The sequence below is a fragment of the Staphylococcus pseudoxylosus genome, from assembly GCF_003697915.1.
Taxonomy (GTDB): Bacteria; Bacillota; Bacilli; order Staphylococcales; family Staphylococcaceae; genus Staphylococcus; species Staphylococcus pseudoxylosus.
Window position 1 is genome coordinate 21,033 of sequence record NZ_RCVN01000004.1, and the last position, 17,002, is coordinate 38,034.

Annotated in this window: 12 protein-coding genes and 3 pseudogenes; 1 reads left to right on the top strand and 14 read right to left on the bottom strand. The window is 34.1% G+C overall.

Annotated features, from left to right (window positions below):
* The first annotated feature begins 1 nt into the window (after position 1).
* Positions 2-373 carry a DUF3139 domain-containing protein gene (locus D9V42_RS04230; protein WP_122063314.1) on the top strand — a complete coding sequence of 124 codons (372 nt, stop codon included), beginning with the start codon at positions 2-4 and terminating at the stop codon, positions 371-373.
* Positions 374-658: 285 nt separating this feature from the next.
* Here the strand turns inward: D9V42_RS04230 and D9V42_RS04235 are convergent.
* The 14 genes and pseudogenes from D9V42_RS04235 to gpG all read right to left on the bottom strand — a co-directional run.
* A pseudogene (locus D9V42_RS04235) lies at positions 659-1,402 on the bottom strand (CHAP domain-containing protein); the annotation flags it as partial.
* A gap of 72 nt (positions 1,403-1,474) precedes the next feature.
* Positions 1,475-1,789, bottom strand: a pseudogene (locus tag D9V42_RS15410) (N-acetylmuramoyl-L-alanine amidase); the annotation flags it as partial.
* Between the two features lie 90 nt (positions 1,790-1,879).
* Positions 1,880-2,353: pseudogene (locus D9V42_RS15415) on the bottom strand (peptidoglycan recognition protein family protein); the annotation flags it as partial.
* 64 nt (positions 2,354-2,417) lie between these two features.
* The gene (locus D9V42_RS04245; RefSeq protein ID WP_122063320.1) at positions 2,418-2,873 is read right to left on the bottom strand and encodes a phage holin family protein; all 456 of its coding nucleotides are present in this window, start codon (positions 2,871-2,873) and stop codon (positions 2,418-2,420) included.
* Positions 2,874-2,911: 38 nt separating this feature from the next.
* Positions 2,912-3,055 carry an XkdX family protein gene (locus tag D9V42_RS04250; protein ID WP_122063322.1) on the bottom strand — a complete coding sequence of 48 codons (144 nt, stop codon included), beginning with the start codon at positions 3,053-3,055 and terminating at the stop codon, positions 2,912-2,914.
* A complete protein-coding gene (locus tag D9V42_RS04255; protein WP_107549540.1) occupies positions 3,039-3,395 on the bottom strand; it encodes a hypothetical protein in 357 nt (118 codons plus the stop codon). The genes D9V42_RS04250 and D9V42_RS04255 overlap by 17 nt, the downstream gene beginning before the upstream one ends.
* 13 nt (positions 3,396-3,408) lie before the next feature.
* Positions 3,409-4,917: a BppU family phage baseplate upper protein gene (locus tag D9V42_RS04260; protein WP_158593176.1), complete on the bottom strand. Its 1,509-nt coding sequence runs from the start codon at positions 4,915-4,917 to the stop codon at positions 3,409-3,411.
* An 11-nt stretch (positions 4,918-4,928) separates the two neighbouring features.
* On the bottom strand, positions 4,929-7,541 hold the full coding sequence (locus tag D9V42_RS04265; protein WP_122063326.1) for a peptidase G2 autoproteolytic cleavage domain-containing protein: 2,613 nt from the start codon (positions 7,539-7,541) through the stop codon (positions 4,929-4,931).
* 16 nt (positions 7,542-7,557) lie between these two features.
* Entirely contained in the window at positions 7,558-8,085 is a 528-nt protein-coding gene (locus tag D9V42_RS04270) for a hypothetical protein (RefSeq protein ID WP_122063328.1), read from the bottom strand.
* Complete coding sequence (locus D9V42_RS04275; RefSeq protein ID WP_122063330.1) at positions 8,078-9,667, bottom strand: prophage endopeptidase tail family protein; 1,590 nt, start codon at positions 9,665-9,667, stop codon at positions 8,078-8,080. The genes D9V42_RS04270 and D9V42_RS04275 overlap by 8 nt, the downstream gene beginning before the upstream one ends.
* Before the next feature lie 9 nt (positions 9,668-9,676).
* On the bottom strand, positions 9,677-10,540 hold the full coding sequence (locus tag D9V42_RS04280; RefSeq protein WP_122063332.1) for a phage tail domain-containing protein: 864 nt from the start codon (positions 10,538-10,540) through the stop codon (positions 9,677-9,679).
* Between the two features lie 2 nt (positions 10,541-10,542).
* Positions 10,543-16,416, bottom strand: a complete 5,874-nt coding sequence (locus D9V42_RS04285) for a phage tail tape measure protein (protein ID WP_122063334.1) — start codon at positions 16,414-16,416, stop codon at positions 10,543-10,545.
* Positions 16,417-16,430: 14 nt separating this feature from the next.
* Positions 16,431-16,583 (bottom strand): hypothetical protein, encoded by a 153-nt coding sequence (locus tag D9V42_RS15245; RefSeq protein ID WP_039067732.1) that lies wholly within the window; start codon positions 16,581-16,583, stop codon positions 16,431-16,433.
* Between the two features lie 50 nt (positions 16,584-16,633).
* Positions 16,634-16,963 (bottom strand): phage tail assembly chaperone G, encoded by a 330-nt coding sequence (gene gpG, locus D9V42_RS04290; RefSeq protein WP_122063336.1) that lies wholly within the window; start codon positions 16,961-16,963, stop codon positions 16,634-16,636.
* Positions 16,964-17,002: the final 39 nt, after the last annotated feature.

Consider the following 17,002-nt stretch of genomic DNA (forward strand, 5'->3'; position numbering starts at 1 on the left):
TATGAAAAAGAAATATGTAATTACAATATTAATTATTTTAATATTAATTTTATTGATTTTTGGTTTTTACAAAGGATTTAAGCACTATCAAAAAAAGGTAACTTTTGAAGTAATCAATCTTCAATTAGAAAAAAAGAACTTTGATGAGGATATAGTAAAGAAAAAAGAACAATATGATTCTAAAAGAGGAGTATATTACTATTCCATAGTATATAAAAAGGAAAACAATATTACCTACATAACAGAATTAGATGAAGATCCTACCGTAATGAATATAATAAGTTTCAAAAATAAAAGCCATGAAATCTATTCGTATCCTGTTGATAAACACGGTAATGAAATACAAAGAAATACTAAATATCAAATAGATTAGCACTCAATAATCCACCTTTTTATCATATAGGTGGATTTAATTGTTATATAATTACTTTGTGATTACGTAAAAAGAGCAGACACGGGACAACGTGTCTACTTCTTTTAGTAAGGTATACTTGGTTGGTTAGCAATAATACATTGCTAAAATTACTTATATCATAAAAAAGACACCTCGTAAAGAGGCGTCAAAAGAGTGTGAGTTAAATTTTGGGATTTAACTACACTTGTAATATATCATCATTTAAATATTAATCAAATTATTTGATTGTTCTTATATTTTATTCTATTTCCAATCAATACTACCCCAATACTTTTCGTTTTTGATTTTTTCTTTCTTGTCTTTAATCTTACAAACTGCTAAATAGAAATACCCAGCGCTTGGATTCGTTGGATATTTGAATTTAATCCACCAGTATCCATCTTTCTTAGTCACACTTACAAAGTCTACCCATTCATTCGCATAAATCCATGAGCCACTATCGACAATTTCACCTTTTAATCCAGCGCTACGTCTTACTTTAATCGTTGTGTTAGCTGTAAAACGTCCTGACCAATTCCATGTAATCTTTTCTGCTGCTTTAAAGTTAGGACGCACAAAATACATATTAGGGTCATATGGATGTGTACGTTGAGTTACTGTTTCCCAACCTGTTCCCCCTTGTTCTGGACCACTGGTCCAACCGCCACCTAACCAATTTTGTTCGACAATCGTTAGTTGATTTAAGTCTGCTGATACTACAAATCCTACATGACCAGCACTATCTCCATACGTGTAAGGGAAAATAACCATGTCACCAGGTAAAGCTAAGAAATCTAATGTGTTTTTATAAACTTTCGCTCTATCCTTTAGTAACGCTTGATTATCTGTATGAATATCTTTAGCGTAATTGCCCTGTAAAGATGTGCCAGGGAATAATTGAGCCCACCCTGCGTTAGCATAATCATAACATTGAAAACCATACCAACCATCAAAGTCGTATTGTTTACCAATTGAATTACTTAGCCATTTTACAAATTCATTTTTTGTCATTACTGCATTTATCATAATATTACCTCCAATTAATAATAAAAAGCCGACACAATGTGCCGACTTAGTCTTTTATTTCCAAGTGATTGTTCCCCAATACTTTTCATTTTTAATTTTCTCTTGTGGATTAGTAATGCGACATACCGCACAATAGAAATCATCTTTACTTGAACCAGGTTGGACATATTTAAAGCGAATCCACCAATAGCCATCGGCTTTGATAATTTGGTCAAAATTAACCCAATCGTCTTTACTGTATAACCATGAATTTTTATCTACTAAAGTACCACTGGTACTTGGTGATTTTCTTACTTTAATTCCTTTATCATTCGTAGGTTGTGGGTAATAAGTACCTGCCCAATCCCACTTCGTTTTCTCTGTTGGTTTTTCATCTTTTTTATAATATTTAGCTACGATGTTATCTAAGTTTGACGTTGCACGACCATATCCTGAAGCTTGTAATGCATTACCAGGGTCTGATTTATCATATTGAATATCTTGATGCCCTGGCATTTTTGTTTTGTAGTCAATAGACCAGTATTCAGCCAAATAAGCTAGTACGCGAGCACCATTATCTAATGATTTTTGTGAACGTGTTTTATTTGTGAAATAACAAATCTCAACGCCTGCTGCACCATCATTTGCATCTACGCCATACCAAGCGTTATCTATTGTAGTGCTAGGTAATACGTGATAGGCAACTTCTGTAACTGGAATACAAATAATTGCTTCTTTGTCATCCACAAAGATGTGTGCTGACGCAATACCCTGTTGAATATTATGTGTATTTTCATAATAATCCACATTATTTTGTGCTGTTGAATTTGGGTTACCTGTATCATGGGCAACTAAAAATTCTGGTTTTCCTTTTCTTAATTTCTTGCCTGGTCTTCTTGTACCAATTGTTAGTAATTGATATCTAACTGGTACGCCTTTCCATGTCTCTGCCATACTAAATTCCTCCTAATATAATTTATGGCCATGACTGCTCTGTCATGACCACATGAAAAAGCCGTTACTTAGGTAACGACTTGCCTTTTTCTTGAGAATCATTTGTGAATTCATTTTTTAAATTATCTTTAGTATCTTGTTTTGTTTCTTTAATAACATTTAATTTCTCTGCAATTTCTTTTGGTATCAATACGCCCATTTCTGAACAGTTCTCAATAATACTTAAACCTTCATTAGCGATATAGAAAAATATTGTCAATACCACTAAGCCTCCATTTAAGGCAAGTATTTGATCAATGATGTTTGACAAAATAACAATAATAAAAATAAATATCTTCCTTGAGAAACCAAACAAAGACTTTCTGCTCCATAAATTTTTATTTTTTATTGCTTTACTAATACCTGTCGCAATATCAAGCCCCATCAATATCATTAAAAAATAGAGCAATTTTAAATCTCCTGCATAAATAAATGTATGGAACGCTTCTGTCTCTGTAAATCTCACTGTAACTTCCTCCATTTTCTTCACCCACTTTCTATAAAATTAAAACCACAAGCCTAGTCCTGTGGTTGTTTTGGATAATCCTCGCCAGTAATTTCTTTGTATTGTTCTTTAGTTATCCAATTGCATTTAACACTCTCAAAAATCTTTTGTTTATCAAATAGTTTTAAATCATACAAACGTTTAAGAGTTGTGAACATCAGACATACCTCCCTGTACTTTTAATAACTCTGCTGTTAAATTTGCAATATCTTGTTCTAAACCTTTAATTTTAGAATTGTGTTCTAAATCATTAGCTAAAAGCTGCGCATTTAAAAAATCATTTGAACTAGGGGTATCTGGTTCACTTTCTGGCAAACTACTTTCCCATTCTTCTTTGGTAGATCCAACCCATTCATTACCATTAAAATAGAAAGGGCTATAAATCCCTTCTGGAGGGGGTGTTTCAGTCCATTCGTCTTTTGGATAGTCGTATTCACCTTCACTGTTTTGAAATGCTAAATAGGGTGTTCCACCATATAAAAATACTTGTTTGAACATTTAAATTAACCTCCTATTCTACCCAACTAATTGTGCCGTAAATATATTTGTCATTACTAACTGACCATTCAGGTTCATTAGCTATATAAACTCTAACTTCCCCATTGTTATCAATGATAATGCTTGTACCATTATGAGCTAAAGGAGCTCTAACAAATCCAACTTGTGGGCTTTTTGCAAAGTTAGCAGGCAATTGAGCAATAACTTGACTGTGAGAAATACTGTCAGCATTTATTCTTAAAAACTTCTGTGTCACAGAGCCATTTGTAATAGTTCTATATGAACAACCATAACCATTACGAGCTTTACCATAGTCATAAGCTGTATTAGTTCTACCACCATTAATAATAGTGAATGGAATCCAACCAGTATCAGTAGGTACTCCTGTTTCCATCCAATTAGACCAAGTTTTGTTAAAATATTTTATAAACCTTCTAGGAGAGTTATATGGTCTATATTCAATCATTTTTGATGATGCATTATCTCTATGAAAAACTGTAATAAATCCGTTATAACTAACTCCTTCAGGTGAATTTGTTGATACGGTTATATAGTACTGACCAGGCATTAAAGAATCTAAGAATTCAGTATTAGCCCAATCTTTACCAGTCATGTAGAAAGTCCTTCCATCATCATTAACAAATTTATATTTTTGCCAATTTAACTTCCCTAACTCTTCATCTAATATTTGAGGTGATAAAAATCCATTATCTTCAACTGTTTGATTGAATTCGTTAACTTTGGCGTCTACATGTTCAGTAGCTTCTGTAGAAATCGTGTTAATATTATTCACTGCACTTGAAGCTGTATCTTGAACGCTCGTTTTAGCATTGTTAGATACCGTTGTTATATCTTCTGTAGCCTCATCTTTAACTTTAGTTAAATCACTCTTAGCTTGAGCAATGTAAGCTTGAATATCTGATTTACCACTAGCAACGATAGCGTTAAGTGTTTCAATGCCTTGTTGTAATACTGATTTCATTTCTGCCACGTAATCCGCACCGTTTGCTATAGCTTCTTCAATGTCTCTAACTTGTTTTTCAATTTTCATTTTTAATTGACTAAACATGCGAATGTATTCAATCTTAGTGAATGAAGAAATTTTATTAATGAGTGCGTCCGCGACTTCAAATGTGAACTCTCTAAACACCGCAACCTCATTATATTCAGTTTTACCATCAACATTGTTAACTCCAATATAAACTTGACCCTTAACACTCGTTGATGTACTAGCGTGTAAGAATTCGCTATCTAACGTAATTGTTACAATGCCTTTATTAGAATCTTCTATTTCTAACTCAATCACATCTGACACACTACCATTACTCGATTCAAAGTAAGCATAAGCTGTTAAATTATTTTCATGAATCAATAACGGTCCTTTTGAGTTACTTAACTGAAATCTTAAGATTGCTGTATTTTCATCTAAATTATAAAAACCAACCCCTAAATCAGAGATTGGTTTTAAATACGGTTCAGATTTTAATTTAAATAGTGCTTTTTTATCTATTCCGTTACTCACATAATCACTCCTTATTTTACTAATACAACTGCAACTCCATAACCTTTTTCAGATTCATATGGCATAGTTATTTCTAAAACTCTATAGAAACCATTGTTGTTATCTTTAGTTCCAATGCCTTTATTAGGTTTGATATAGTCGTTAACAGACACCGTGGAATCAACTCGTGTGAATATTTGACCCATTAATCCAACTACATTCCATTCTGGACGTTTAGAACGATCTTCGTACCCTTCGTTTTCAATAAAATCTGGATTAGGTATTGGTACTTCTACTTCTTCCGAATAAGTATTACCTTCATCGTCTTGCCATTCTTTAGTAGCCCATTCCGTTTGTGTAACACCAAATTCATCTTTTAAAAATTTATCTTTATGATGAAACATTTGGTCACCTAAAATGACACCAGCTGTGCCAGAAATAATGCCTATAGGGTTATCATTTGAATTAGCTTTGCGAATGTATCTACCGTCTAAAGTAACAATATAACCATTAGGGATTTCTTGACCTGATTGGGATTCAAAATATTCGGCATAGTCACCAAAGTTTTGTCCAGATGATACAGTACCTTTTGTATTAATGTTGCCACTAATACTACGCATTTCAATACTTGTGTTTTCTCTGTGTGGTCCATTTGTTCCATAACCCATTACAAAGTAATAATTACCTTCTGTTTTTACTCCTCGAGAATTGAGTATTGTCTGAGTATGATTACCATTAGATGTTTCAGATTCCAACGAGTTAAGCACAGCGCTTCTTGAACCATAAGCTTTAGATCCTGCACCAACTCCAGCTAGCCAACTTCTATCACTGTACGCATATGAATTACCTGTAGAAGCAATCACCGCTGAGCGTTCCGCAATTGCACCTGAACCAGTTGAACCACCACTGAAACCGCCTTTAACTACAGTAGGAACTATTTTGTATGCTTTTTCTGTAATATATGCGGCGTTTTTATAATTTTCTGCATTTACACCGATAATCTCTGCAGTGTTGTTATACAATTCAATACCATTGCCTGTCCCTTGACCTTGCAAGTTGGCGTTCACAATACGGAAATCATAAATCTTCCCACCACCAGCGATACCAATATTTTGAGAAGAGTTCCAAATATTGACATTACTTAAAGTAATTTTCTTACCTCTGTTACCTCCGCCAAATATTTTTATATCTGCCTGTGAGTTCTTAAATCCAGTAACATTAATACCATTTAACATGATGTTTTCACTCATGAATTGTACTGCAATAGCTGGTTGACCCGATGTGAATTTACCATCACCAACTGCACTAAAGTTGTTAACTTGTACATTTCTATACGCTGAGATAATTAAAGCTCGTGGCGTAGTGTTTGGATAAACTTTATTGTCGTACGGTTCTACAGCTGTACAGTTACTTAACAGTAAACTATGCGCTGTTTTAGATTTAGGGTCTCCCGCTCTGTGATGTCCGATATGCCTTAAATTATAAGCACGTGAATCGTGAATACTCATATGATTACTAATTAGTACATTATTAGGTGCTGATGTAGGGGCGTGCGCTTTAACCTCTATACCACCATAGTTCATTTCAGTCATATTATTATCTAAAATGACATGTTGTGAACCGTCATCAATTTCAATACCGTTATTATTACCTCCACCAGTTGCATGATGACAATAATTGTTGGTAATAACTAAATATCTTGAATGGTGGGTTGTAATACCATCATCACCAAAACCACTTGCTTCACAGTTATCAATGTGAATATATCTACTTTCTAAATCCTCATTTACTCTTACGCCATCACCTTCATAGAAATAACTATCACTAGCATAAGTAACATCAAAGCCATGCAGTAATGCATCCACTGATTTTACGTTACTTGCAAAACCATGTTTAACCCCTGCGAATCTTACGTTAGAGGATAACGAACCGCCAGCAGCTTTAAACGCTTTATCTTGTCTCCACTTATTACCGTTAACTGTAAAGTCTTTGATTCCGATATTATGAGCATTACCTGTCATATCTTCGTTAGTAATTACAATATTTTCGGCGGGTGTTTCATCTGCAAATTTAATTGTCGTAATGTCTTTACCTTCACCTGACAATACTGTATTGTTTGGTAATTTAATGCCAGTAACTTTATATGTCCCAGCAGTCATATGAACATGGACATTACCACCTCTTAAAGCATCTTTGAATGCTTGAGTTGAGTCTTGTTCTCCTGTTGGATCCGCACCGTAATCATTGACGTTTACAATACGTTCAATTTTCTTGTTAAGATAATTAAAGTTTTCTTCCATCTTGTTTTTAATGATTTCAAAGTCATACTTCAAACGCTTAGACAGTAAAGGTTGATTAGTGCCATCTAAAGCTGTTCTACTGTCTTTAATTTCTTCAATGCCATCACCATTATGACCAACAACTAAGCCCTCAATACGTCCATCTTGATAAGTTAATTCATCATGAACATTTGAGAGCTTATAATCAATCTGTTTAGCATTGTGAGCATGTTTTTCATCTGATTTATGATGCTCGAAATTCTTTTCAAACGTGTAAAAACTATCTAGTATGTTTTTGAAATTATAAATCGTTTTATATCTCCACTGTTGACCTATTTCAATAGGAAAATCTAAAAGTAATTTCATATGTTTAGCTCCTTTTTTATTCTAACCAAGTAAATTCCTGATATACCCAATTTGCTTTAGCTTGGTCGTCTGGATGTACAAATGCCATAACTTTACCATCCTTTAAACACTCAATAGTTATCGGGTTTCTATAACCATTTTGTCTAGCTGGAAATGATTGATTATCAGTCACAAAACCAGTCGGTAATTGTGCTATTTGCATCGATGAACCAGTAATATTCCCTACGTTCAATCTTATTGAACGAACAACAAAACTTTTACCAATTAACGAGTTCCCAGCCCTTACCTCTCTTATGCCGCTTTTAAATCCTGTTGCAACGGCGGTGTTTTTATTATCGGGTGGAATTGATATGTCTACCCACCCTGTGTCGCCCACCATGTCTGAAACCTTTGTATTGATAGTATCAATTAATGCATTCATTTCCTTAATTTTTTCATTTATATCTGCTATTGAAATATCACCTTGAAGTGCATCTATATGGGCAACTGGGTAATAAATTTCACCTTCATTATCTTTCAAATATCTATGATTAATTTCAGCCATCTGTTAACGTCACCCCCACAATATCCGAATAGTTTTCAGGCATAGTAAAAGACGACCCACCAAGTGAACCGCCTTTGACTAAACTATTTACTTTTTTAATGTTTCTACTTATACCCTGTTGTATTTTTATAATATCGGTTGGTGAGTTACTAAAATCGACTTCTACTGGTTCGTACACTAATGGATGTGAAGCAGTGAGTTTAACAACTTTTAAATCTAAGTTATAACCTAGTGGTTGATGTATAAACCTTATTGTGTTGTTTTCTTTGATATCATCATGACCGATATAATGTTTTTCTTCAACAGAACCTAAGTAGTTAGTTGATACTTCAACAGTTGGTTGATCGTTGAGTTCACCTTTTATTTTCTTAAGTAGTTCATCTTTGTCTAACGCATTATCATCAAACACTGTTGGCGCTTCTGCAAAACCAAAAGCGTCTGAATTAGGTGATTTATATTCAGCGTAAGCATGATATATATCAGTACCTTTCAATACTGCAGTAATGTTTAACACTGTAGATTTCTCTGTACCAACATACATACAAGGTTTTGATTTTTTATAATCAATGCCTGGTTTAGCACCTCTGAATACTGCTTTGAATGTGTGTTTACCTTTCGACAAATTCCTTGCGATAACTATTTTCTCACTCGTAGCTGTTTTACTATAGCATTCATATCGTCCAACCAATTCATCGTCTAAATAAACATCGAGCAAACCACCTTTAGCCATTTTCTTCAATGTCCATTCGAGAATTTCATTGCCCCACTTACAATTAATTTCTTTTGAATAACTAGCGCCAACTACTTCTGTTCTCCAAGTGCCATCTTTGATGAAAGTGCCTGAATAACTTATATCCTTAGGTTTAACAGGACTATAGTTCTTCGTTTCAGCTTTTGTTTTCTTTTTACCATAACCTTGAATATAAGTTTTAACATCCGTAGTAGTAACTGTTGCTTGTACTTCGCTTGAATTATATTTGTAGATCAATGGTATATCTGCCATTTGATAAAATGTTTCTTCATCATAGATGTAAATTTTCTTATTGTCGGCAAAATAAATATAATTAAATAATTCTGCGCCTTCCGTTAGAAATTCCATACCATTTTTATTACCTAATTCATCAATCGCAACACGATTAGTGAATTCACCTCTTATTTCATAAGTAAATCCAAGTTTGTTACCTTTAAAACCGAATTCAAGGTATTGTTCAAGTGTCATCGTGGGTTTGTTGTCCTCATCTGTAGTTTCATCACCATTCATTTCCTCATTTTCTAAATCTTTTTGAATATAATGATTTTGAAACTCCATAAAAATATGTTTAGCAGTCACATCGTTAGATACAACTGCGCCATCATATTTAATAGACGTTGATTTGATAACATATTCTTGACCTTTCCAAACTACTAGCATTTCATTAAGTAAAGCATCGAATAAATCGGAATTCATATAGGTTTTATAAATAGTGAAATCAATTGAGCGTTCATTATTCTTTTCATAATTAAGTTTCCAAGAACCGAAATCATAATCTACTAGTATTTCTCCAAATGTACCCTTTTTATTTTTTAAAACCATGTCTCTCAATTCATTCACCTACCTATATATGAAAGGGAACACCCAATGTGTTTGAACATTACTGATATTCTCACCTGTTATTTCAATTTCGTTAAAGCCTTTATCTAGTGTGAGCCACTGCCAATTAGTATCAATCCCGACACGTTTGTTATTAATAAAAGGATGTACACCATTTATAACCAATTGTTGATTTTTCTTGATAGCCTTTTTGTATTCAAATACATCTGTTTCAGTGCCATCATTCAATTTTTTACTGGTTGTTTTATTCTTGATTTTAAAACCTTTAGGCGCATCTATATTAATTAACAATTTGAACTTATGTCTTAGCAATGGATTGATTACATCAGAGGAACCATTGTAAATATCGAAACTTGTCGTATCATGCTTGTACTTAATATCTTCATAAGCTAACACGCCACCTTCCAACTGCCAATCTCCACTAGATAAACTAAACTGATCAGTTTCTTTAAGTGATTCTGAATAACCTTTTTTAACAGTAAAAGTCATATCGAATCGTGTTGCTGAAAAATCCGCATAATCTGGATTCATATCAGGGTTGTTAACTAAAAATTTTTTACCTGGATTATCTGAAGTTACTACATAATAAGGTTTTCTTCGATAAAACAAATTTCTAAGCATCTGTTCCATTAGGTTAATATCTTTTTCATCCATACAATCAAGACCAAATTTAACAACCAAAGAAAAAGGCGAGAATGAAGCTACACTTGGTAGCTCACCATCTACGCCCTTAATCGTTATACTGTCCTCAACTGATGTTGGATATGACGATTTTGCTTCTAAAAATATAAAGTTACTAATGTAGTCGTTCACATTTGTCGTTCCATTATCATCTATAATTTTTAACCATCTATCTCCCGCCATTTCTAACCTCCTTGACTATAACTAGCCATGCGCATATTCTCTCCTAAAATTTGCGAAATAACATTTGCTGCATCTTTAGGATACCCTTGTTTTTGGTTACCTAATAAACTAATAATCGTTTGTGTAAGTTTATTATTTTGGTCATTCACTCTAACAAGTTGTTTTAATAATTTTTCAACAGTTGAATTATCATTATTAACTGTAACATTAGTGTTGCTAGTATCCATGCCAACATATTTCATTGCTTGTTCAATAAGTTGAACTGCTCTATTACGTTTCGTTAAAGGTATGACCATTTCTGCTTTGTTGCCTTCACCGATTTCAGCTATTTGGTGTTTAGTAATCATACCACCATTAGCGTAAGACCCACCTACACCAATTTGTCTTAGCATTCTTCCACCATATGTTGCTTTAGCATATCGCATACCAGCAATTAAGTTATCAAGTCCATTGAATATATTGCCATGACCACTTAACTTAAATGCATTAAATGTACCAGGTTTAACTTGTACTAATCCTTTAGGGTTACCTTCTGAACTGCCAGGTCCTACTGCTTTTGGATTACCAGTTGATTCTGTATTGATTTGTCTTAACCAAGCGTTAGCATAGGCTGCTGTTTGTGGTAAACCTGCTAAGCCCAATGCTTTCATTACTTCTGGCCTCCAAGCTTGAACTGCTTTTGGTCCTGAATTAGCACCGCCTTTACCTTCTAGTGAATGTAACCATTTTTCAGGATTAACTGCAGTGTCATTACCTGGATGGCCACCACGCATTAATTGGAAGTGTAGATGCGCGCCGCGTACAAAATTACCTGTAGCGCCTGATTTACCAATTAATTGTCCCGCTTTAATTCTTTGACCCTGTCTAGCAATCTGTTTAGACAAATGCATATACCAATTCCATTCGTTTGCAGCTGTCTTGATTTGTACAGAGTTGCCACCGCCAAAGTCAGTCCACACTTTATCAGCAATACCACCTTTTACAGCATAAACATTTGTGCCAGTTGGCATACCGAAGTCCATACCGTAGTGTTTACCACCATTAAAAGTTAAGCCGCCGGTATAGTTACCAAACTTTTGCCATATATCATGCTTGAATAACCACGATGCATCACCTTCTCCACCAAATTTCTCAAACATAGATTTAACTTTATCTGCTAAAGAAGTTTTTAGTTTTGAATAAGCACCTTTAGCCATACCAACAGTGGCATTTGCACCTTTTCCGAAATCTATACCCATGCTTTCCATAACTTTGTTAACTAATTTTTTAGGATTTGAAACATAATCCCAAACATCGCCAATTTTATCTCCTAGCCATGCTGCACCTTTTTTGGCCATTTCTGATGTTTTTTCTAAGCCATCTTCGGTTTTCTTCTTGATTCCGTGTGCAGTTTTAGAAGCACCTTCTTTAAATCCTCCTGCGACATCACTGAATTTATCAGCTATCATATTACCAAGTGGGTCATCTTTTTTCTTTTTCTTAGTCCCGCCATGGAATCTTGGAAGTAACCCCATGTCTTGATAACGTTTAGTGTCAGTAGCACTATGAACTTTATCGCCAGGGTCTAATGAAACAACTACATTTCTGCCTTGTGGAGCATGTAAAGAGCCATCAGCTTTTTCAATAACTTCTTGTACTCCACCACCTGGTGCGTTACCTGAACCTTTATCATTAACTACTGCAAGTGTTGATTGTTTTAAACCGCCTTCACTGTCAGTAGCAACGGATGCGCCATTATAAGTACCAGTTGATAGTGGTGTGATGGGTTTGATTAAAGTCTTATCAGTTATTGCTTTGGAAATTTTGTTAATACCGCCAATCATTCCATTCAGTCCATCAATCGCTTTGTTCGCAACTGATTTACCTAAGTCTGAGGCAGCTTTTCCAAAATCTTTCTTGATATTCTTAATCCAATCTAGCGTTTTCCCTAACCAGCCTTTCCAACTTCCATGTGTTTTCTTAGATTTGTCTTCGCCTTCGCCAGAGATTTTACCAAAAATATCTTTAGCTTTACCCCACATGTCAGATAGTCTATCACCAGTCGAGTCCTTCATTTTGCCAAACCATTTTTTAGCACTGTTGAAACTACTTTTAGATTTACTTGAAATCTTATCTCCTATTTTATTCCACCATTTACTTGTGCCACCGTGTGAATCTTTGGAATTGTTAATTGTGTTAGATTTTGTTTTACTCCACCATTTTTTTACGCTTCCAAAAACATCTTTTGATTTACCAGAAACCTTAGAACCTATTTTATTCCACCATTTGCTAGTACCCTTATGGCTATCTTTGGAATTATTTACTGTATTAGCCTTGGTTTTACCCCACCATTTTTTAGCACTATCATACGCATCTCTTGATTTATCTCCCACTTTTTTACCAATTTTATTCCAAAATTTATTGGCACTTTGATGTGTTTCTTTAAACCATTTTCCAACGTTCTTAGCGATTTTTTTGGCTCCGCCAATAGAAGAATCTTTCATAATTTCCCATTGAGATTTCACATGTCCTGTCTGAGAATCAATGTTTTTCTTAACACCTTTATTTTGTTTCTGTGCTTGATCTACAACATCTTTATGTTGTTTCTTAGCTTTGCCTTTTGATTCATCATATTGCTTTTTAGCATCTTTGATAACCTTATCAGCTTGTGATTTAGATAAAGTATCAGTTTCATCACGTTGTTTAACCGCTTCTGCTACTGTATCTTTGTATTTCTTTTTAGCATCTTTAATTGTAGTGTCACGTTCTTTAGCACTTTCTTTAATGACATTAGAAGCAGCTTGCATTGATAGCTTACCTTTGTTCTGTTTCATTCTTTCAAGGATAGCTTTTTGTTCAACTTCTCCTTTAGATAAAGATTTAACCACTGTCTTATCTAAGTTTCTTTGTAGCTCGGCTACTTTAGCATTCTCTTTTTTATTTAAAGAACGTTTTTCTTTATGCGCTACTCTATAAATACCTAAAATTTGATTATTAATTCTTTGAGCTTCTTTTGATTCTTTTTTGTTACTACTTTTAGTGGTTTCAAGTATTTTGGCTTCTTCTGATTTAGTTAAACCGTTTGTTCTATTGAAAATCTTTTGTAAGCCTTTAACTTCACTATCATGACGTTTATCAAGCTGTTTAGTTACTTCTTCATTGATATTTCCATAAAGTGAAGTAATTTGATGTAACTGTTTATCTCCAATTTTTGAATGACTAATACGAATTTCTTCAAGTTTTGTTTTTGCTTTTTCAGATAAATTATTATAAGAACCTAAAGCCTTTTTAGTACCCTTAGATACTTTTCCAGCAAAAACATCTGTCGTATCTGATGCTTTAGAAACAGCTTTATGCAAGCCATCAAACCCTACTTTAATTCCTTTGAAAAGTGCGCCGTCTTGCAAACCTCTAGCCATATCATTTTTTAGCCATTCCCATTGCCCTGATATTTCTTTAGTCATTTTACCTACCCAAGAAAAATCAATACTCTTACCTACTTGATTTACAATTTTACCCATATCAGAAAAGCCTTGCTTAAACCAATCAATCTTTTGATACGCTACTCCGAAAATGGTAGTTATTATTGTTAGTGGAATAGTTAATTTACCTAATATACCACCGGTTAACTTAACAGCTTTCCCTAGTTTACCGTAACGCCCAGTAGTCGTAGATAAAACATTACCTAACTTACCAAACATGCCTTGTTGACCTTTAGTAGCTTTTCCTGTGGTAACTAAAGAGCCTGCCGCTGCTTTATTAGCTCCAGCATTAACAGTTGCTTCAGCTGTATTAATCGCCATTTGTCTATTTAAACTAGCATAGCCTTTTGCTGCACTGCCAACGGCTCTTAATAACAAACCTACTCCTAGTACAACAGGACCCGTTGCAGCAGCAACTAAACCTAAAGCAATAGATATGCCTTTTATAGGTTTTGGCATTTTGGTGAATGACTCTGCCCACTGTCCGAATTTTTTAGTAATACCAACAACAACTGGCGCAATAACATTACCAATATCTTTACCTAATGCGAATAATTGATTCTTAAATATTTGTAATTGTGAGCCCATCGTTTTATAACGAGTTTTCGCTTCATTAGTTAGTGCATTATTTTCCTTCCAACCTTTAGAACCAGTTCTTAATGCTTTATCTAGTACAGTGTGGTTATTAGACAGTCTACGAATTGTATCAGCTTCACGAATCCCTTTAATGCCTACACTATCTAAAGCTTTCAATACGCCTTCAGTGTTGCTTAAGCCTTTAACAAATGCAGACAAAGCTTTAGTAGGGTTTGCTTCCCAAGTTTCTGCAAATTCTTTACCTGTCATTCCTGCCGTTTTACCGAAATTGTCTAAAGTTTCTCCACCTTCAGCAGTTGCTTTAGTCATTTTATTGAAAATTTGGGTCATAGCAGTACCACCAGCTTCTGCTTCAATACCAACAGAACTCATTGCAGCACTTATACTCATAATTTGATCTGCACTAAAACCAGCTTGTGAACCCGCACCTGCTAATCTTTGACCCATTTCTACAATTTCTTTTTCGGTAGTTGCAGTTGTATTACCTAAAGCTACAACACTTGCGCCTAATCTATCAACTTTATCTATTGGCATTCCTGCAGCATTGGCAAATCTTGCAAATTCTGTAGCTGCTTCCTCTGAAGTTAGATTAGTCGCAACAGACATATCAAGCATCGTTTTAGTAAAATCTGTAATCTCTGATTTTTTAACACCTAATTGTCCTGCCGCTTCAGCTACTCCAGCAATTTCAGTTGCAGCAAAAGGCATTTGTTTAGACATTCCAGTAATTTCATCGCTCATTTTGTTTAATTCTGCACCCGATAAGTTGGTGGTTTTTGCTACTCCTGCTAAGGCTTGTTCGTAATCAACTGCTGCTTTAACAGATGCCCCAAAACCAGCAACAATAGGTGTCGTAACTCCAATTGACATTGAACGCCCAACTGAAGTCATGCCATGTCCTATTTTGCCAAACTTCTCAGACATAGTATCTAAATGATTTGCAGTTTTAGTAAACTGACTATTTGCAATTAATTGCTCCTTATTAAACGACTTCATTTCTTTTGAAGTTCTATCGATAGACTTTTGCAAATTGTTCATTGAAGTTCGTTCATCGTTTACTTTTTTCTGCGCATTAGTTAAATTTTGACCATGATTTTTAATAGTAGAATTAAGGTTGTTGTATTCTTTTTCTGTTTGTTTTAACTCTGTATTAGTCTTATCGTAAGTATCTTTCACTTTTTTATTCGTTGAAACTAAAGAGTCATTTTGCTTTCTTAATTTTTTTACTTGAGCATCTTCATCTTTATACTTTTGTACTAATTCTTTATGTTTTTGGGATTGTTTCTGTGTAGCATCAGCAGCTCTTTTTAGTTGTGCAGTAGTAGCTTGATTTGAATTTTTTAAATCTTTTTCAGCTTGTCTTAATTGTTTTAATTTTTGATAGGCTTTTTCTTTTTGCTCTGTCGTTCGTTTATACTGAGATTGAGATTTTTTTAATTCTGCATTAGAGGATTTAACCGCGTCATTTGATTTATCAAGTGCGGCTTTTTCTTTTTTAGTCGCGTCTGCTAAAGACTTATAAGCTTTTTCTACGCCACTTACAGTTTGCTTAGCTTTTGTATAATTAGCATTTAAATCTTTAAGCTCTTGTTCTGCTTGATTGAACATTTGCTTTTGGATTTTCATTTTATTGTTAAGTCCATCTATTCTCGTTTGATACTTTTTCATAGACTGCTCTGACTTTTCAAACGCAGATAAATTAGACTTCAATTCGCTATTAGCTAGACCTAACTGTCTTTTTAATCCTTTAAATCCTTCTTCTACTTGTGAGTTATCTATGGTGTTACGTATCGTTACACCCTTAATATTTTCGCTCATTCTTTTCCTCCTTTCTAGCTTCCAAATAATTGTTTAAGCGCTGAACCAGTTATTACTTCGTTCTGTTTCTGTTCTTCTTTTTCTTCACCTTTTTCAATTATCATTCGGCATAAAGTTTCATATGGCTGTCGTTTGACTTCATCAATTGTCCATCCATATTCACGCATACAAAATTGCATGATAGAATCTACATTTTTTCTAAACTCATCAAAAGAGATTACTTTCCCGATTCTTCTTCATCGTCATCTGGGAATTCTTCTGGTGAAATTTTAGAAAAGATGTCCTTACAAACATCATCTAACTCAGCGGATTTAACACCTTTTAGAATTTGTTCCTCAGAAATATTAAATAACGATGCCAAAAATTCAGTTCTGATTCTTATAGCTTTTACTTGTGTCATCGTTTCTGCTTGAATTTCATTTTTGAAATCATCTTGCATTTGTGCGAAATCTAATTTATCTTGGACTGTTAGCTCACTTTCTCTTGTGTGAACTTCTACCTTGTTTGTTTCTGGGTTAATTAATCTAATTTCTATTTTTTTCGTCATTTTTGTAATCTCCTTTGATAATTTCATAAATAAAAAAGA